10 protein-coding genes are annotated in these 14,871 nt (G+C 66.0%); 1 reads left to right on the top strand and 9 read right to left on the bottom strand.

From position 1 onward, the window contains the following. Nucleotides 1-31: 31 nt before the first annotated feature. Complete coding sequence (locus NOV74_RS15455) at nt 32-739, bottom strand: YbhB/YbcL family Raf kinase inhibitor-like protein (protein ID WP_257310150.1); 708 nt, start codon at nt 737-739, stop codon at nt 32-34. 248 nt (nt 740-987) lie between these two features. On the opposite strand from NOV74_RS15455, the gene NOV74_RS06030 reads away from it, so the two are divergent. After that, nucleotides 988-1,839: a DUF6675 family protein gene (locus NOV74_RS06030; RefSeq protein ID WP_257310148.1), complete on the top strand. Its 852-nt coding sequence runs from the start codon at nt 988-990 to the stop codon at nt 1,837-1,839. Nucleotides 1,840-1,912: 73 nt separating this feature from the next. Here the strand turns inward: NOV74_RS06030 and amrS are convergent, their stop codons facing one another. The 8 genes from amrS to NOV74_RS05990 form a co-directional block, all read right to left on the bottom strand. Continuing rightward, on the bottom strand, nt 1,913-2,974 hold the full coding sequence (gene amrS / locus NOV74_RS06025) for an AmmeMemoRadiSam system radical SAM enzyme (protein ID WP_257310146.1): 1,062 nt from the start codon (nt 2,972-2,974) through the stop codon (nt 1,913-1,915). Continuing rightward, entirely contained in the window at nt 2,971-3,552 is a 582-nt protein-coding gene (gene amrA, locus NOV74_RS06020; protein WP_257310144.1) for an AmmeMemoRadiSam system protein A, read from the bottom strand. Before amrA ends, amrS begins: the two co-directional genes overlap by 4 nt. Next, entirely contained in the window at nt 3,527-4,363 is an 837-nt protein-coding gene (gene amrB / locus NOV74_RS06015; protein ID WP_257310141.1) for an AmmeMemoRadiSam system protein B, read from the bottom strand. The genes amrA and amrB overlap by 26 nt, the downstream gene beginning before the upstream one ends. 153 nt (nt 4,364-4,516) lie before the next feature. Next, nucleotides 4,517-5,908 (bottom strand): SMP-30/gluconolactonase/LRE family protein, encoded by a 1,392-nt coding sequence (locus NOV74_RS06010; RefSeq protein WP_257310133.1) that lies wholly within the window; start codon nt 5,906-5,908, stop codon nt 4,517-4,519. Nucleotides 5,909-6,029: 121 nt separating this feature from the next. After that, nucleotides 6,030-8,045 (bottom strand): aspartate--tRNA ligase, encoded by a 2,016-nt coding sequence (gene aspS, locus NOV74_RS06005; protein ID WP_257310131.1) that lies wholly within the window; start codon nt 8,043-8,045, stop codon nt 6,030-6,032. A gap of 103 nt (nt 8,046-8,148) precedes the next feature. Next, the gene (locus NOV74_RS06000; protein ID WP_257310129.1) at nt 8,149-8,682 is read right to left on the bottom strand and encodes a hypothetical protein; all 534 of its coding nucleotides are present in this window, start codon (nt 8,680-8,682) and stop codon (nt 8,149-8,151) included. A gap of 7 nt (nt 8,683-8,689) precedes the next feature. Next, nucleotides 8,690-11,782, bottom strand: coding sequence for a multidrug efflux RND transporter permease subunit (locus NOV74_RS05995; protein ID WP_257310127.1), 3,093 nt, complete (start codon nt 11,780-11,782; stop codon nt 8,690-8,692). Beyond that, a complete protein-coding gene (locus NOV74_RS05990) occupies nt 11,779-14,868 on the bottom strand; it encodes an MdtB/MuxB family multidrug efflux RND transporter permease subunit (protein ID WP_257310124.1) in 3,090 nt (1,029 codons plus the stop codon). Before NOV74_RS05990 ends, NOV74_RS05995 begins: the two co-directional genes overlap by 4 nt. Between the last annotated feature and the right edge of the window lie 3 nt (nt 14,869-14,871).

Genomic DNA, 14,871 nt, shown 5'->3' with positions numbered 1-14,871 from the left:
TGAACGCCCGCTGATACAAGGGCCTAGGCGCTCACCTCCCGTAGGTGCCCATCCAAGTGGCCTCGCCCAGGACCTTACCTTTCACGGCTGCGTCGACTTGGCCTCGGGTTGCACCGGCCGGGAGGCCCGAGGGTGCCGAGAGGGCGATGAGGTAGAAAAAGTAGCGATGGGGCTTCCCCGGCGGTGGCGACGGCCCGTTCCAGCCCAGCCGGCCCCAGCTGTTCTTGCCCTGGTGGGCGCCGCCTGGGAGATCCGCCGTGCGGGGCTGGTCCTCCGCCAAGGACCTCGCCGTACCCGGCAGATCATAGAGAACCCAGTGGACCCAGGTGCCGACGGGCGCGTCGGGATCGTCCACGATCAGCGCGAAGGCGGCGGTGCCTGTGGGCGGCTCGCCCCACTGGAGGGCCGGGGACCGGTCGGCACCATCGGCGGTGTGGGGGCGGGGAATGGTGCCGCCATCGGGAAAGGCCGGTATCCGGAGTTCCATGCGGGCCTCCTTCCGCGCCGCCGGGCCTGCTGGTGGGACGGCCAGCAGGACGGGAAGCAGCAGCTCGATGATCATCCCCTCAAGGTACGTCTGCCCGGGGGCCACGCCCGGTCGTTTGCCGGAATGAACGTGGAGGAACCCTGCCGCGAGCACGTTGTCGCTCGCCTGGATGGAGGTGGCCCGGAGCGTCCCGGGCCGCAGATGCAGGGGTGTCTCTCCCGCAGCAGGCCATCCATTTGAAGGAGGGGCCACTCCATTCTGATCTGACTGCGGGTTGCGAGCCATTAAGCGAAAGTATTTAAGTTGATAAAAGAAATGCTTTAACGCATGGGTATGGCGCTTGCTCGAACCAACAGGTGGTTGGTGCGTGTCCAAAGAAAACCTGTACATCTCTGGGTCGTTTGAGTGACCCCCCATCACTGGACTCAGGTGAAACGGCGTCGACCACCGCGAACCTTGAAGAGCCCCCAACCACTTGAAGTTCAACCCTAGGATCCCCCATGAGCCGATGCCGCCAATCTTGGACCCTCCCCCTTGCCACAGCCTTCCTGCTCCTCGTTCCGGCGAGCTACCTATATGCCGATGACACGGCCGGGATTGCCGCAAGCCCCCTTCCGGCGGCCGCTGTCGACGCGATCCCGGTGGTGCTCGATCCAATCGCCAAGCAGAAGCTCATGGCCTCTGGCCATTACACGTCCTTTTCCAAAGGGCAGCCCCTGGTTGATTTGTGCCCCGATCCTGCTGCGGGCGCCGACATCACGCGCACCTTGAGCAGCGGCCATCCCAACATCGGCATCCAGACGCTGGTGGTGGCAGCCATGCCCGCGAGCCTCTTGGCCCGGGAAGGCCGCACCCTCGTCCTCTACAACCGGCTCCATCAGTTCCGCACGATGGCAGGCATCCAGTATTTTTCATCCACCCACGGCAAGGTCCGGACGCTGTTCACGACTTCTCATGTGGTCCAGGCCCCGGGCGACCGCCACCCCCTGAGCGATCCTCAGTATTCAGCCATCGAATCCACCCATGACCTCTTCCTGGAACAGGACGATTCCACCTTCGGCAAGAACCTGTACACCGTGACGGTAAAGGGCCACGAAGGCGGAGCCATTGAGCTCACCATGAGCAATGTCGAGCGGGTCTGGTGGGGGATCCTGCCCGTACTGGGACCAGGCGCCCTCAAGCTCACCATGGTGATCCAGGCTTCGGCCGATGGGAAATACCTCTATTTCTACGGCAACGTCGGCATCGGCGCCACGAAAGTGCTCGGCATGGAAGAACAGGTACGCACGAGCTTCTACTACCGCGTACTCGCCCTGTACCACTGGTTTGCCAAGCAGGCGGCCACGGCCTGAACGAGGCGCTCGGAGCAGGGACGGCAGGATCTGATCGTCCTCCTGGTCCGTCATTCCGGAGTCTGCATCTCCCTCAGGCCGGCACGCGTGGAGCCTGGGCGGCTTGCACGAAGTGTCCGGGAATCACCGCGCCACAGGTGGGGCAGCGGCCATCGGTGGTGAGTCGATTGACCTCGATCCGGAACCAGTCACGGACGATGAGCGGGGTCTGGCAGGTGGGGCAGCGGGTCGTTCCACCGTCGAGGTCGTGTACGTTGCCGGTGTAGACGTAGTGAAGCCCCGCGGCACGGGCGATCCCCCGCGCCCGGGTGAGGGTGGCGGCGGGCGTCCGCGGCAGGTCGGTCATCTTGTAGTCCGGGTGGAAGGCGCTGAAGTGCAGGGGGACGTCCGGGCCAAGCTCTCGCGCGATCCAATCCGACAGCGCTGCAATTTCGTCGCTGGAATCGTTCTGGCCGGGGATGAGGAGGGTCGTGATCTCGAGCCAGGTATCCGTTTCATGCCGGAGGTAGCGGAGGGTGTCGAGGACGGGCTGGAGATGGGCCGCGGAGAGCCTGGCATAGAAGGTGTCCGTGAAGGCCTTGAGGTCCACGTTGGCGGCGTCCATCTTCGCGTAGAAGGCGCGCCGGGGCTCCGCGTGCATGTACCCGGCGGTGACGGCGACAGTCCGGATGCCGCGCTCATGGCAGGCGTCGGCTGTATCCATGGCGTATTCCGCGAAGATCACCGGGTCGTTGTAGGTGAACGCGACGCTTTGGCACCCAGAGGCTTCGGCGGCCTTGGCGATGTCCTTGGGAGAGGCCTGGTCCAACAGCCGGTCCATGTCCTTCGCCTTGCTGATATCCCAGTTCTGGCAGAACTTGCACATGAGATTGCAGCCCGTGGTGCCGAAGGACAGCACCCTTGAGCCCGGCAGGAAATGATTCAGAGGCTTCTTCTCGATGGGATCGACACAGAACCCGGAGGAGCGGCCGTAGGTGGTCAGGATCATCCCACCCGCGACGTTCTGCCGGACAAAACAGACGCCGCGCTGACCTTCGCCCAACTTGCAGTCCCGGGGGCAGAGGTCGCACTGGAGGCGCCCGTCTTCAAGGCGGTGCCACCAGCGGGCCGGATGGGGAGCGGTGATCACCTTCATTTGCGGCTTCCGACCCCTGCCTCTTCATGGAACCGGTCCACGGTGAATCGGGTGATCCGGATCCGGTCGTCCCAGAAATCCTGCGAGAGGCCCGCCTTCTGCCTGAGATGGGCGAGGAATTCGGCCGGGTTGGGCATTTGATCCCAGACCTGTGGGAGGAACGCCCCCTTGTGCCCTTCCCACTCCAGGACCAGGCCATCCACGTGGGGCCGGAGCAACGTCAGCAGGTGGTTCTTGTTCTCGTACCGGATCGGTTCGAGGGGCGAGAGCAAGGAGACCTCGATGTCGGTATCGGGCCATTCGCTGAGCGCGAGGGGTGGGAAGCGGGGATCGTGGAAGGCGGCAGCCCGGGCGTTGGCAGCCACGTCCTCCCCCAGGGATTCCACGGGGGCAAGGGTTCCCATGCACCCCCGCAGGGAACCATGACGATTGAGGGTGACGAAAGAAGCCCCGGGTTCTTCGAGCCAGCTTGCCAGCGGGACAGTCGCTCCCGCCAAGCCGAGCTTTTCGGCGATGGCGCCGCGGGCGATCAGCAACAGGGTCGGGCCCCGGTCAATGGTTGCGTGCGGATGGGTCATGGGCAGCCTCCTGGGTGAATGCGAAGGCCGCATAGCCAACCACATGATCGCGGTCCCCAGCGGTGTCCCCGGAGTTGCGCAAGTCCAGCAGGTGGGGGGTCAGCCGGTGGTGGCGGGCGGCCAGCAGCAGCCCGTTCACGGCCGTGGCGCCACAGGCCTGGTCGTGGCTGGCCAGCAGCTCCAGGTCCGCAATGCTGGCGCAGGTCCGACGATCCAGCTCCTGCGCTCGGTCGTAGGAATGGTAGTGGGACAGGTCCGAACTCACGACGATCAGGGTTTCCAGCCCGCCCCAGAGAACCTCGATCACCTCCGCCACGGACTGCGCGGCCGCTTGGCCCACGGCCAGCGGTATCAGCTGGAACGCCCCAAGGGCCTGTTGGAGGAAGGGCAGTTGCACTTCGATCGAATGTTCCCGCGCATGGGCTGCCGGGCTCGTCGTCACCATGGATAGAGGGCGGAGGGACTCAGTAGCGGCGCCATCCACGGGGATCCGGCCGAGGGGCGTGTCAAAGGCCGAAGCCCCGGGGAGGGCGAGGCCATAGACGGGCACATGGTGGGTGGGACCGAGCAGCACCACCCGCTGGATGATGCCCCGCAGCCGGCTCAGGGGTGCATAGGCGCTGGCGGCGATGGGTCCCGAATAGATGTAGCCGGCATGGGGGACGATGAGGGCTTTTGGCAGGCCGAGCCAGGGGTTCGCCCCGGCCGTATCGGCGAACATTGCCTGGATGGTGCGGCCCAACTCACCGCTCTCTCGCGGATAGAAAGTCCCGGCCACCGCAGCCGTCCGGACATCCATCGTCGTGTCCATGTCGCCAGGGTAATCCCTGGGGCGGTTCGGGCCAGGGGGCGAGGGTGGATCTTTGGAAACCACCTTCCACTGAAACCAGCACCACCCGCAGGGCATCAAATGACCTGCGGAGGCGCCATCCTCCCTTCCTTCAGGGGTTGGGGTAGGAAGAGCTCAGGGCGTGGTGAAGGTCGAGGCCACGCCGGCGGGGGTCACAGTCCTCAGCAAGTGGTTACCCGTGTCCGCCACCACCAGGTCGCCCGAGGGTGTCGAGACGACGCCGCAGGGCAGGCGGAAGAGGGCGGCCGTGCCGGTGCCATCCGCGTTTCCGGAATTCCCGCCCGATCCTGCCGGGGTGCTGACGGTGCCATCCGTCCCGAGACGTCGGATCGCGTGGTTGTGGGTGTCGGCGATCCACAGCACGCCGGCGGCATCCAGGGTGATGCCCACGGGCAGGTTGAACAGCGCCGACAGCGCGCTGCCATCGGCGAAGCCGTGGGTGTTGGCCTGGCCAGCCAGTCGGGTCACGATGGCGCCCTGGGCGATCGCCCGGATGCAGGAATTTCCGTAGTCCGCGACATACAAGGTGCCGTTCGGGGCCAGAGCGATCCCGTTTGGCTGGTTGAACTGGGCGCTGGTGCCGGTCCCATCGACCAGGCCTGGAGTTCCTGCCAGGCCCGCGTAGGTGGACACGGTCCCATCCGCGGCCAGGTACCGGATGGTGTGGTTCTGGGAGTCGGCGATGTAAGTCCCGCCGGTCCCATCCACCGCCACTCCACAGGGGGCATTGAAGCGGGCCTGGCTTCCAGGGCCGTCCACCGCCCCCGGGACGCCGGGAGCGCCGGCCAGGGTGGTCACGGTGCCATCTGGGGCGATGCGCCGGATGGTGTGGTTTCCCGTATCCGCCACGATCAGGTTTCCGGTGGAGTCAAGGGCCAGGCCACCTGGAGCGTTGAACCGGGCGTTGCTGCCCTGCCCGTCCGTGGCCCCAGGCAATCCCGAACTCCCGGCCACCAGGGTCTTCTGGTTCGTGGCGTCCACTTTCCAGATGGTGTGATCGTCCATGTCGGCCACGAAGAGATTGCCCGAAGCGTCATACACCAGGCCCACGGGCGAGGTGAACTCCACCGCAGCAAGCACAGTCAAGGTGGCCACCCCACTCGTGGCTGTGCCGTTGGGATTGGTCACGGTCACCGTGTAGTTCCCAGCGTCCTCGACCTTGGGCTGGTAGAGGGTGAAGGTGGAGCCGATGGCCCCCAGAAGGTTCTGACCATCCTTCGCCCACTGGTAGGCGAGGGTGGCGGCCCCGGTGGCGGTGACCGAAAGGCTGACCGGGCGACCGGAAACCGTGGTGGCACTCGAGGGCTGTACGGTGATGGTCGGTGGCGTGCCGGGGGCAGACGCATCGGTATGGTGGCTGGAACACCCGACTCCGAGGGCAAGGAGCAGGATGGGAAGCAGGAGGAGTCTGGAACCTCGCAGGCTGTGAATGGATCGCCCGGCTGAAGCAAGCAGCGCGCGCATGGCCACAAAGCCCTCGCCAAGGTTGGGGAACCCCTGGATCATTGAACCTCCCAGAAAAAGCCCCCGAGGGCCAAGGCATGGTTGAAGGGTGGACTGGTTCTCTCGCCGAAGGGGAGGATCCCATGAATGGTGGGCTCTCCCGCTGGAAGGTTCCACGGAGGTCTCAGAACTCGAAGGTCGGTCCGCTCAGCGTCTGGGCATCAAGGATCTGGCCGTTGGGGTCGAGGGTGACGAGGCCCTGGGCCTGCCGAGGTGTCAGCTGGCCAATCTGCTGGAGGGCCTGGCCCCGCAGTTCCGGGCTCCCGCCCTCGGCGGATTCGAAGAACACGGCGCCCACGCGGTAGGTCTGCCTGGCATCCTGCAGAAGGTGCAGCTCGCGGAGCTGGCGCTCGTCCACGGGGCTCGGCGCGTCCGTCATGAGGCAGCGGGCCTGGGCGGTCTTGGGGAAGGCGATGACCTCACGGATGTTGTCCACGCCCGCCAGCAGCATGACGAGCCTATCCAGGCCCAGGGCCAGGCCGCCGTGGGGCGGGGCGCCGTAGCTGAGGGCGTCCAGCAGGAAGCCGAACTTGGCGCGGGCCTCCTCCTCGCCGATGCCGATGGCGCGGAACATGCGGCTCTGGGTCTCCGCGTCGTGGATGCGGATGCTGCCACCACCGACCTCGAAGCCGTTGAGCACCAGGTCGTAGGCCACGGCGCGGCACCGACCGGGATCCGTCTCCAGCAGGCCCAGGTCGTCGGGGTGCGGGCTGGTGAAGGGATGGTGGCAGGCCACGTAGCGTCCGCCCTCCCCGTCGTCGTCGCCGCTCCACTCCAGCAGGGGGAAGTCCACCACCCACAAAAACACGTAAGCGTTTTTGTCCAGGAGATGCTTGGCGAGGGCGGGGTCTTTCTCCTTGGCCGCGAGGTCCGTGGAGATTTTCAGGCGGAGGTCACCGAGGACCCGAGAGGTCTGAGCATCCGTTCCTACAGCGAAGACCGCCAAACCTTCACCGCCAACGCCGAGCTGGGCCTTGAGCGCCGTTTCATCCTCGGGCATGAGGAACTTCTTGAAGCTGCTGGTGAGGCCGTCCTTGCCCCACTTGGCGTAGGGCAGACCGCCGGCGCCCATCTGTTTGGCCACTTCCTGCAATTCGTCCAGCTGCTTGCGGCTGAGGGAGCTGGCCGCCTCCCCGGGGAAGAACAGGGCCCGCACGCGGCGTTGGCCCTGACTTTCGGCGGCGGCACGGAAGAGATTGAAGCCACTGGTGGCGAAGAGGTCGGTGACATCCTGGATCTTCACGCCGCAGCGGAGGTCCGGCTTGTCCGAGCCGTACCACGCCATGGCGTCCCGGTAGGACAGGCGGGGGAAGGGCGCGGTGACATCCTTGCCGACCATCTTGGCCAGCTTCACCATCAGCGGCTCGATGACACCCTGGACGTCTTCCTGGCGCACGAAGCTCATCTCGATGTCGATCTGGGTGAACTCGGGCTGGCGGTCGGCGCGCAGGTCCTCATCCCGGAAGCAGCGGCAGATCTGGACGTAGCGCTCGAAGCCCGAGACCTGGAGCAGCTGCTTGAAAAGCTGGGGGCTCTGGGGCAGCGCGAAGAACTCGCCGGCATGGACGCGGCTGGGCACCAGGTAGTCCCGGGCACCTTCGGGCGTGGATTTGGTGAGGATGGGCGTTTCGACCTCGATGAACTCCAGCTCGCGGAAGTGGTTCCGGGTGAGGTTCGCCACCTCGCTGCGGAGCACCATGTTCCGCTGGAGCTGCTCGCGGCGCAGATCCAGGAAGCGGTAAGTGAGGCGCAGATCCTCGCCCACGCCCTCATCCTCCAGGGGGAAGGGCAGGGGAGCGGCGGTATTCAGGATCCGCAGGCCCGTGAGGCGCACCTCGATGTCGCCCGTGGCCATGTTGGGATTCTTGCTCTCGCGTTCGGCCACCACGCCTTCCGCGGCCAGAACGAACTCGCTGCGCACGGCCTTGAGCTTGGCCAGAAGCTCGGGATCGGCGGTCTCCTCGTTGGCCACCAGCTGCACCAGGCCCCAGCGGTCCCGGAGGTCCAGGAACACCAGGGAACCCAGGTTGCGCACGCGCCGGCACCAGCCGAACAGGCGCACCGTCTGGCCTGCGTGGTCGAGGCGCAGGTCGCCGTTGCGGTGGGTGCGTTGGAAGTCGCCGAGCCGATCGAGTTTCATAGCCTTACAGGATCGCATCCCAGGGGGGCTGGCTCAAGCGGCGAGGCCAACGGTAGAGCTGCCACAAGGGCCCGCGGAGAGGGTGCGGTGGCCAGCCCCACCCTTAGTCCGACCCGGCCCTGGTTTTCCGGAGGGCCCGCCGCTCATGGCCGTTGGCCTCCCGGGTTGGCGAGAACTCCAGGCGGAGGAGGCCTTCCCCCGGCACTTTCTCGAAGAGGATGTCCTGCCTCACCTCGAAGATGGCCCAGGACCCGCCGGAGCCCTGCACGGAAGCTCGGAACCCGTTGGGCCCCGCATGGCATTCGTAGCGGCCGGTCTTGGGCGGCAGGCCCGGCAGGTTGGCGAACTGGGGTCGGTAGGCCCGCACCCGTTCGAGGAAGGCCTCCTCGGTGGGGTACCTGCTCGCTAGCGCCGGGTTGGCCCGGTAGAGCCGCTCCACCCCAGCGTCGGTCTGCAGTCCCAGGGCGACTCGGTGGATCACGGGCCAGGCCTGGGCCTCGACTGTCTTCGATTGCCCGAAGAGGAACAGCACCAGGACGATAGGGATGGCCAGAATCCCCAGCGCCACTTGCAGGCCAAGGGAAGCGCCCTGGCCGGACGGTTGGGTTGCTTCCCCGGACCAGTCGCCAGAGGCCAAGGCGTCCTCAGCTTTCGATGACGGGGGGGAGGGCGCGCCGGGAGGCCCGGTACCGCTCCCACCGCAGCCGGGCCCGGTCCATGTAGAGGTAGATGACGGGGGTGGTGTAGAGGGTCAGGAGCTGGCTGAAGAGGAGGCCGCCCACGATGGCGATGCCCAGAGGGCGGCGCAGCTCGGAGCCGGTGCCCATGCCGATGGCCAGCGGCAGGCCGCCCAGCATGGCCGCCATGGTGGTCATGGTGATGGGCCGGAACCGCAGCAGGCAGGCCTGGAAGATGGATTCCTCCGGGGTCTTGCCCTCCCGCCGTTCCACCTCGATGGCGAAGTCGATCATGAGGATGGCGTTCTTCTTCACGATGCCGATGAGCAGGATGATGCCGATGAAGGCGATGACGCTGAGGTCGGTCCGGAAGGCCAGCAGGGCCAGCAGGGCGCCCACACCTGCGGAAGGTAAGGTGGACAGGATCGTGAGTGGGTGGATGAGGCTTTCGTACAGCACGCCCAGCACGATGTAGACCACGAGGAGCGCCGCCGCCAGCAGGAGGGGCTGGTTGGACAGCGAGGCCTTGAAGGCCTGGGCTGTCCCCATGAAGCTGCCCCGGATCGTGCCGGGCAGGCGGATCTCCTGCTGGGCCTTGTCGATGGCCGTGACAGCATCGCCCAGGGCCACGCCCACCGGTAGATTGAAAGACAGGGTCACGGAGGGCTGCTGACCCTGGTGGTTCACGGAGAGGGCCGTGTTCCGCCGCTCCAGATGGGTGAAGGCGCTGAGAGGCACCAGGTCCCCGGTGGTGGACCGCACATAGGTGTGGCGCAGGCCATCGGGCGTCTGCATGAACGGTGTGTCCACCTCCATCACCACGTGGTACTGGTTCAGGGGGGTGTAGATGGTGGAGACGAAGCGCTGGCCGAAGGCGTCATACAGGGTACTGTCGATGGCCTGGGGGGTGATGCCCAGCCGCGAGGCCGTGGTGCGGTCGATGGTCAGGGAGGCTTCGAGGCCCTTGTTCTGCAGGTCGGTGTTGACGTCCGCCAGCTGGGGGACCGTGCGGAGCTTCTGGAGCACCCTCGGGGCCCAATCGAACAGCTCGCGGGCGTCGTCGCCCTGGAGGGTGTACTGATACTGGGAGCTGGAAGGGCGTCCGCCGATGCGGATGTCCTGGACCGGCTGCATGTAGAGGGTGCCGCCGGGGAGGTGAGCGGTCTTTCCTCGCAGGCGGGCGATGACCTGGTCTCCGGTCTCCTTCCGCTGGTCGTTGGGCTTCAGAGAACAGAACATGCGGCCAGTATTACCGCCACCGACGAAGGCCGTGACGCTCTCCACGGCAGGATCGGCCTGCACGATGGCCACGTACCCCGTCATCAGCTTCTCCATGCCCGCGAAGGAGATGTCCTGGGCGGCTTGGATCGAGCCGGTAAGCCGACCTGTATCCTGCTGGGGGAAGAAGCCTTTGGGGATCACCACGTAGAGGCCCACGGTGGCGAGCATGGTGCCCAGAGCCACGGTCAGGGTGAAGCGCTGATGCCGCAGCACCCAGGCCAGCGAGGTCTCGTAGTGCCCCATGATCCACTGGAAGGCGCGCTCCGTGGCCTGGAAGATCCGCCCATGGCGTTCCTCGCTGTGCGGCCGGAGCAAGCGTGCGCACATCATCGGCGTGGTGGTGAGGGACACCACCATGGACACCACGATGGCCACGGAGAGGGTGACGGCGAACTCGCGGAAGAGGCGGCCCACGATGCCGCCCATGAGCAGGATGGGAATGAACACGGCGATGAGCGAGATGCTGATGGAGACCACGGTAAAACCGATCTCCTTCGCGCCGTGGAGGGCGGCCTCCATGGGCTGCATGCCATCTTCCAGATGGCGGGTTATGTTCTCCACCACCACGATGGCGTCATCCACCACGAAGCCTGTGGCCACGGTAAGCGCCATCAGTGACAGGTTGTCGATGGTGTAGCCCAGCAGATACATGACACCGAAGGTGCCGATAAGTGAGATGGGCACCGCCACGCTGGGGATGAGCGTGGAGCGAACACTGCGCAGGAACACGAAGACCACCAGGATCACCAGGCCGATGGAGATGCTCAGCGCCAGCTGTACGTCCCTCACCGAGGCCCGGATGGTGCGGGTGGCATCGATGAGCACTTTCAGCTCGATGGTGGGCGGGAGCGAGGCCTGGAGCTGGGGGAGAATGGCCCGGACCCGGTCCACGGTGTCGATGATGTTGGCGTCGGGCTGGCGGAAGATGGGCACGATGATGGCTGGAACGCCGTTGGACAAGCCGCGATTGCGGATGTTCTCCACCGAGTCCGTCACTTTGGCGACATCCGAGAGGCGCAGCGCATTGCCTTTCCTGTACCTCACGATGAGCGGCTGGTATTCAGCGGCCGTCCTCAGCTGATCGGTGGTGGCCAGGGACCAGGTGGTGGTGCTGTTGGAGATGTCGCCCTTTGGCCGGTTGATGTTGGCCGCGGCGATGGCCAGGCGCACGTCTTCCAGGGCCAGGCCCTGGGCATTGAGCACGGCGGGATTCACATCCACGCGCACGGCCGGCAGCGCGCCGCCCCATACGAAGACCTGACCCACGCCCTGGACCTGGGAGAGTTTCTGCTGAAGCACCGAGGAGGCGATGTCATACATGCGCTCACGGGGAATCAGGTTTGAGGTCAGCGCGAGCATGAGGATGGGCGAATCCGCGGGATTCACCTTCCGATAGGAGGGATTGTTCGGCAGGTTCGAGGGCAGGTCGCCCCGGGCCGCGTTGATGGCCGCCTGGACGTCGCGTGCGGCCGCGTCGATGTTGCGGCTCAAGTCGAACTGAAGGGTGATGTTCGTTCCTCCGAGGGAACTGGTCGAGGTCATCTCGGTGATGCCGGCGATGCGCCCGAACTGGCGCTCAAGGGGCGTGGCCACGGAGGAGGCCATGGTCTCTGGACTGGCCCCCGGCAGCCCCGCCGAAACCTGGATGGTGGGGAACTCCACCTGAGGCAGGGGGGAGACCGGCAGGAAGGTGTAGGCGATGGCACCTAGCAGGGCCAGGGCGATCGTCAGCAGCGTGGTGGCTACCGGACGATGGATGAAGGGAGTGGAGATGCTCATTCGGTAGTGGCCCGGCGCACGCCGCGCAGGCGGCGTGCGAGGCGATCAAACGCCAGATAGATCACGGGCGTGGTGTAGAGCGTGAGGATCTGGCTGAAGATGAGGCCGCCGACGATGGCGATGCCCAGGGGACGGCGCAGTTCAGCGCCCACGCCCGTGCCCAGGGCCAGGGGCACACCCCCCAGCAAGGCCGCCATGGTGGTCATGATGATGGGCCGGAAGCGCAGCAGGGAGGCCTGATAGATGGCTTCCTCAGGCGGCTTGCCGTCCTTGCGTTCGGCCTCCAGCGCGAAGTCGATCATCATGATGGCGTTCTTTTCCACGATGCCGATGAGCAGGATGATGCCGATGAGCGCGATGACACTGAAATCCGTCCGGCAGAGCATGAGCGAAAGCAGCGCCCCCACACCGGCCGAAGGCAGCGTCGACAGGATCGTGATGGGGTGGATGTAGCTTTCGTACAGCACGCCCAGCAGGATGTAGACCGTCAGCACCGCGGCGAGGATGAGGAAGGGCGTGTTCGAAAGCGAGGCGCCGAAGGCTTGCGCCGTACCCTGGAAACCAGTCTTGATGCTGGGCGGGAGATCCACGTCCTGGCGGGCCAACTGGATGGCCTTCACGGCATCACCCAAGGATGCGCCGGGAGCCAAGTTGAAGGAGACGGTGGCCGTGGGGAACTGGCCCTGGTGGTTCACGGCCAGAGGGGAGGTGATGGTCTCGATGCGCGTGAAGGCGCTGAGGGGAACGGATCCGCCGGAGGCGGAACGCACGTAGATGGCCTGGAGATCCTCGGGCCGCTGGTACTGGCCGGGGGGGGCTTCCAGCACGACGCGGTACTGGTTCAGCTGCGTGAACATGGTGGAGACCTGCCGCTGGCCAAAGGCATCGTAGAGCGCGTCGTCCAGCATCTGGGGCGTGATGCCCAGGCGCGAGGCCGTGGCCCGGTCGAGGGTGACGCGGACCTGGAGACCCGCATTCTGCTGGTCACTGGCTACGTCGCGCAGCTCGGGCAGGGAGGAGAGTTTGTCCACGAAGCGCGGCACCCATTCGCCCAGCTCTTTGGGATCGGCGTCCTCGAGGGTGTACTGGTACTGGGTGCGGCTCACCCGGTCTTCCACCGTGAGGTCCTGGACGGGCTGGAGGTAGAGGCGGATGCCCTCGACCTTGGCCAGCTCGGGCTGGAGGCGGTGGATGACTTCACTGGCGCTCAGGCCGCGCTCTTCCAGCGGTTTCAGGTTGATCTGGATGCGACCGCTGTTGAGCGTGGTGTTGGTGCCATCGATACCGATGAACGACGACAAGCTCGCCACAGCCGGATCCTTGAGGATCTCGGCCGCGAGAGCCTGCTGTCGCTCGGCCATGGCGGGGAAGGAGACGGTCTGAGGCGCCTCGGAGATGCCCAGGATCACGCCCGTGTCCTGCACGGGGAAGAAGCCCTTGGAGATGGCGAGGTAGAGCAGGACCGTGGAGGCGAGGGTGGCCACGGCCACGACCAGCGTGCCGGTCTGATGCTTGAGCACCCAGGTGAGGGTGCGACCGTAGAAGGCGATGATCCGCTGGAAGACCCGCTCGGAGGACTGGTAGAAGCGGCCCTGCTCGGACGCCGGGGTGTGCTTCAGCAGCTTGGCGCACATCATGGGCGTCAGCGTGAGCGATACCACGGCGGACACCAGGATGGTGACGCTGAGGGTGACGGCGAACTCGCGGAAGAGGCGGCCCACGATGTCGCCCATGAACAGCAGGGGGATGAGCACTGCGATGAGCGAGACGGTCAGGGAGAGGATGGTGAAGCCGATCTGGCCCGAGCCCTTCAGCGCCGCCTGGAGGGGCGGTTCGCCCTCTTCGATGTAGCGCATGATGTTCTCGATCATCACGATGGCGTCATCCACCACGAAACCGGTGGAGATGGTGAGGGCCATGAGCGTGAGGTTGTTCAAGCTGTAGCCCAGCAGGTACATCACCGCGAAGGTGCCCACCAGCGACAGCGGCACGGCCACGCTGGGGATGATGGTGGCGGCCAGGGTCCGGAGGAACAGGAAGATCACCATGACCACCAGGGCGATGGTGAGCATCAGGGTGAATTCCACGTCCGCCACCGAGGCCCGGATCGTGGTGGTGCGGTCCGTGAGGATGGTCAGCTCCACGGCCGCGGGCAGTGAGGCCCGCAACTGGGGGAGCAGTTCCTTCACCCGGTCCACGACGGCGATGATGTTGGCACCGGGCTGCCGCTGGATGTTGAGGATGACGGCGGGGGTGGTGTTCTTCCAGGCGGCCAGGCGGGCGTTCTCCACGCCATCGTGGACGGTGGCCACGTCGGACAGCGTCACTGGGGCGCCGTTCTTGTAGGCGATGATGAGGGGGCGGTAGTCCTCGCTGGACAGCAGCTGGTCGTTGGCACCGATGGCGTAGGCCTGGCGCAGGCCGTCGAAGCTGCCCTTGGCCTGATTCACGTTGCTCTGGGCCACGGCGGTGCGCACGTCGCCCAGGGTCAGACCCTTGGCCGCCAGGGCCGACGGGTTGGCCTGGATGCGGACGGCGGGTTTCTGGCCGCCGCTGATGCTGACGAGGCCCACGCCCGGGAGCTGCGAGATCTTCTGGGCCAGGCGGGTGTCCGCGAAGTCCTCCACCTTGGAGAGGGGCAGGGTCCTCGAAGTAAGGGCCATCGTGAGGATGGGTGCGTCAGCCGGATTGATCTTGCTGTAGATGGGCGGATTGGGGAGATCACGGGGAAGGTAGGTCCCAGCGGCATTCACGGCCGCCTGTACCTGCTGTTCCGCCACATCGATGTTCAGGTCCAGCACGAACTGGAGGGTGATGATCGAGCTGCCGCCCGAGCTGGAGGAGGACATGCGGTTCAGGCCCGGAAGCTGACCGAACTGGCGTTCCAGGGGAGCGGTGATGGCCGAGGCCATCACATCGGGGCTGGCGCCGGGATAGAAGGTCACCACCTGGATGGTGGGGTAGTCCACCTGGGGCAGGGCCGAGACGGGCAGCTGGCGGAAGGCCAGAATGCCCACCAGCAGCAGCCCCGCCATGAGCAGCGACGTCGCGATCGGCCGGAGGATGAACGGCCTGGAGGGATTCATCGG

This window comes from Geothrix fuzhouensis (assembly GCF_024609325.1).
Lineage (GTDB): Bacteria > Acidobacteriota > Holophagae > Holophagales > Holophagaceae > Geothrix > Geothrix fuzhouensis.
The sequence above is the reverse complement of the archived record's forward strand: the minus strand, read 5'-3'. Positions and strand labels throughout refer to the sequence as shown.

Coding starts and splice junctions, on each gene's coding strand:
- NOV74_RS06030 (WP_257310148.1), top strand. CDS start 988: ATGAGCCGATGCCGCCAATCTTGGACCCTCCCCCTTGCCACAGCCTTC.
- amrS (WP_257310146.1), bottom strand. CDS start 2,974: ATGAAGGTGATCACCGCTCCCCATCCGGCCCGCTGGTGGCACCGCCTT.
- amrA (WP_257310144.1), bottom strand. CDS start 3,552: ATGACCCATCCGCACGCAACCATTGACCGGGGCCCGACCCTGTTGCTG.
- amrB (WP_257310141.1), bottom strand. CDS start 4,363: ATGGACACGACGATGGATGTCCGGACGGCTGCGGTGGCCGGGACTTTC.
- NOV74_RS06010 (WP_257310133.1), bottom strand. CDS start 5,908: ATGATCCAGGGGTTCCCCAACCTTGGCGAGGGCTTTGTGGCCATGCGC.
- aspS (WP_257310131.1), bottom strand. CDS start 8,045: ATGAAACTCGATCGGCTCGGCGACTTCCAACGCACCCACCGCAACGGC.
- NOV74_RS05995 (WP_257310127.1), bottom strand. CDS start 11,782: ATGAGCATCTCCACTCCCTTCATCCATCGTCCGGTAGCCACCACGCTG.
- NOV74_RS05990 (WP_257310124.1), bottom strand. CDS start 14,868: ATGAATCCCTCCAGGCCGTTCATCCTCCGGCCGATCGCGACGTCGCTG.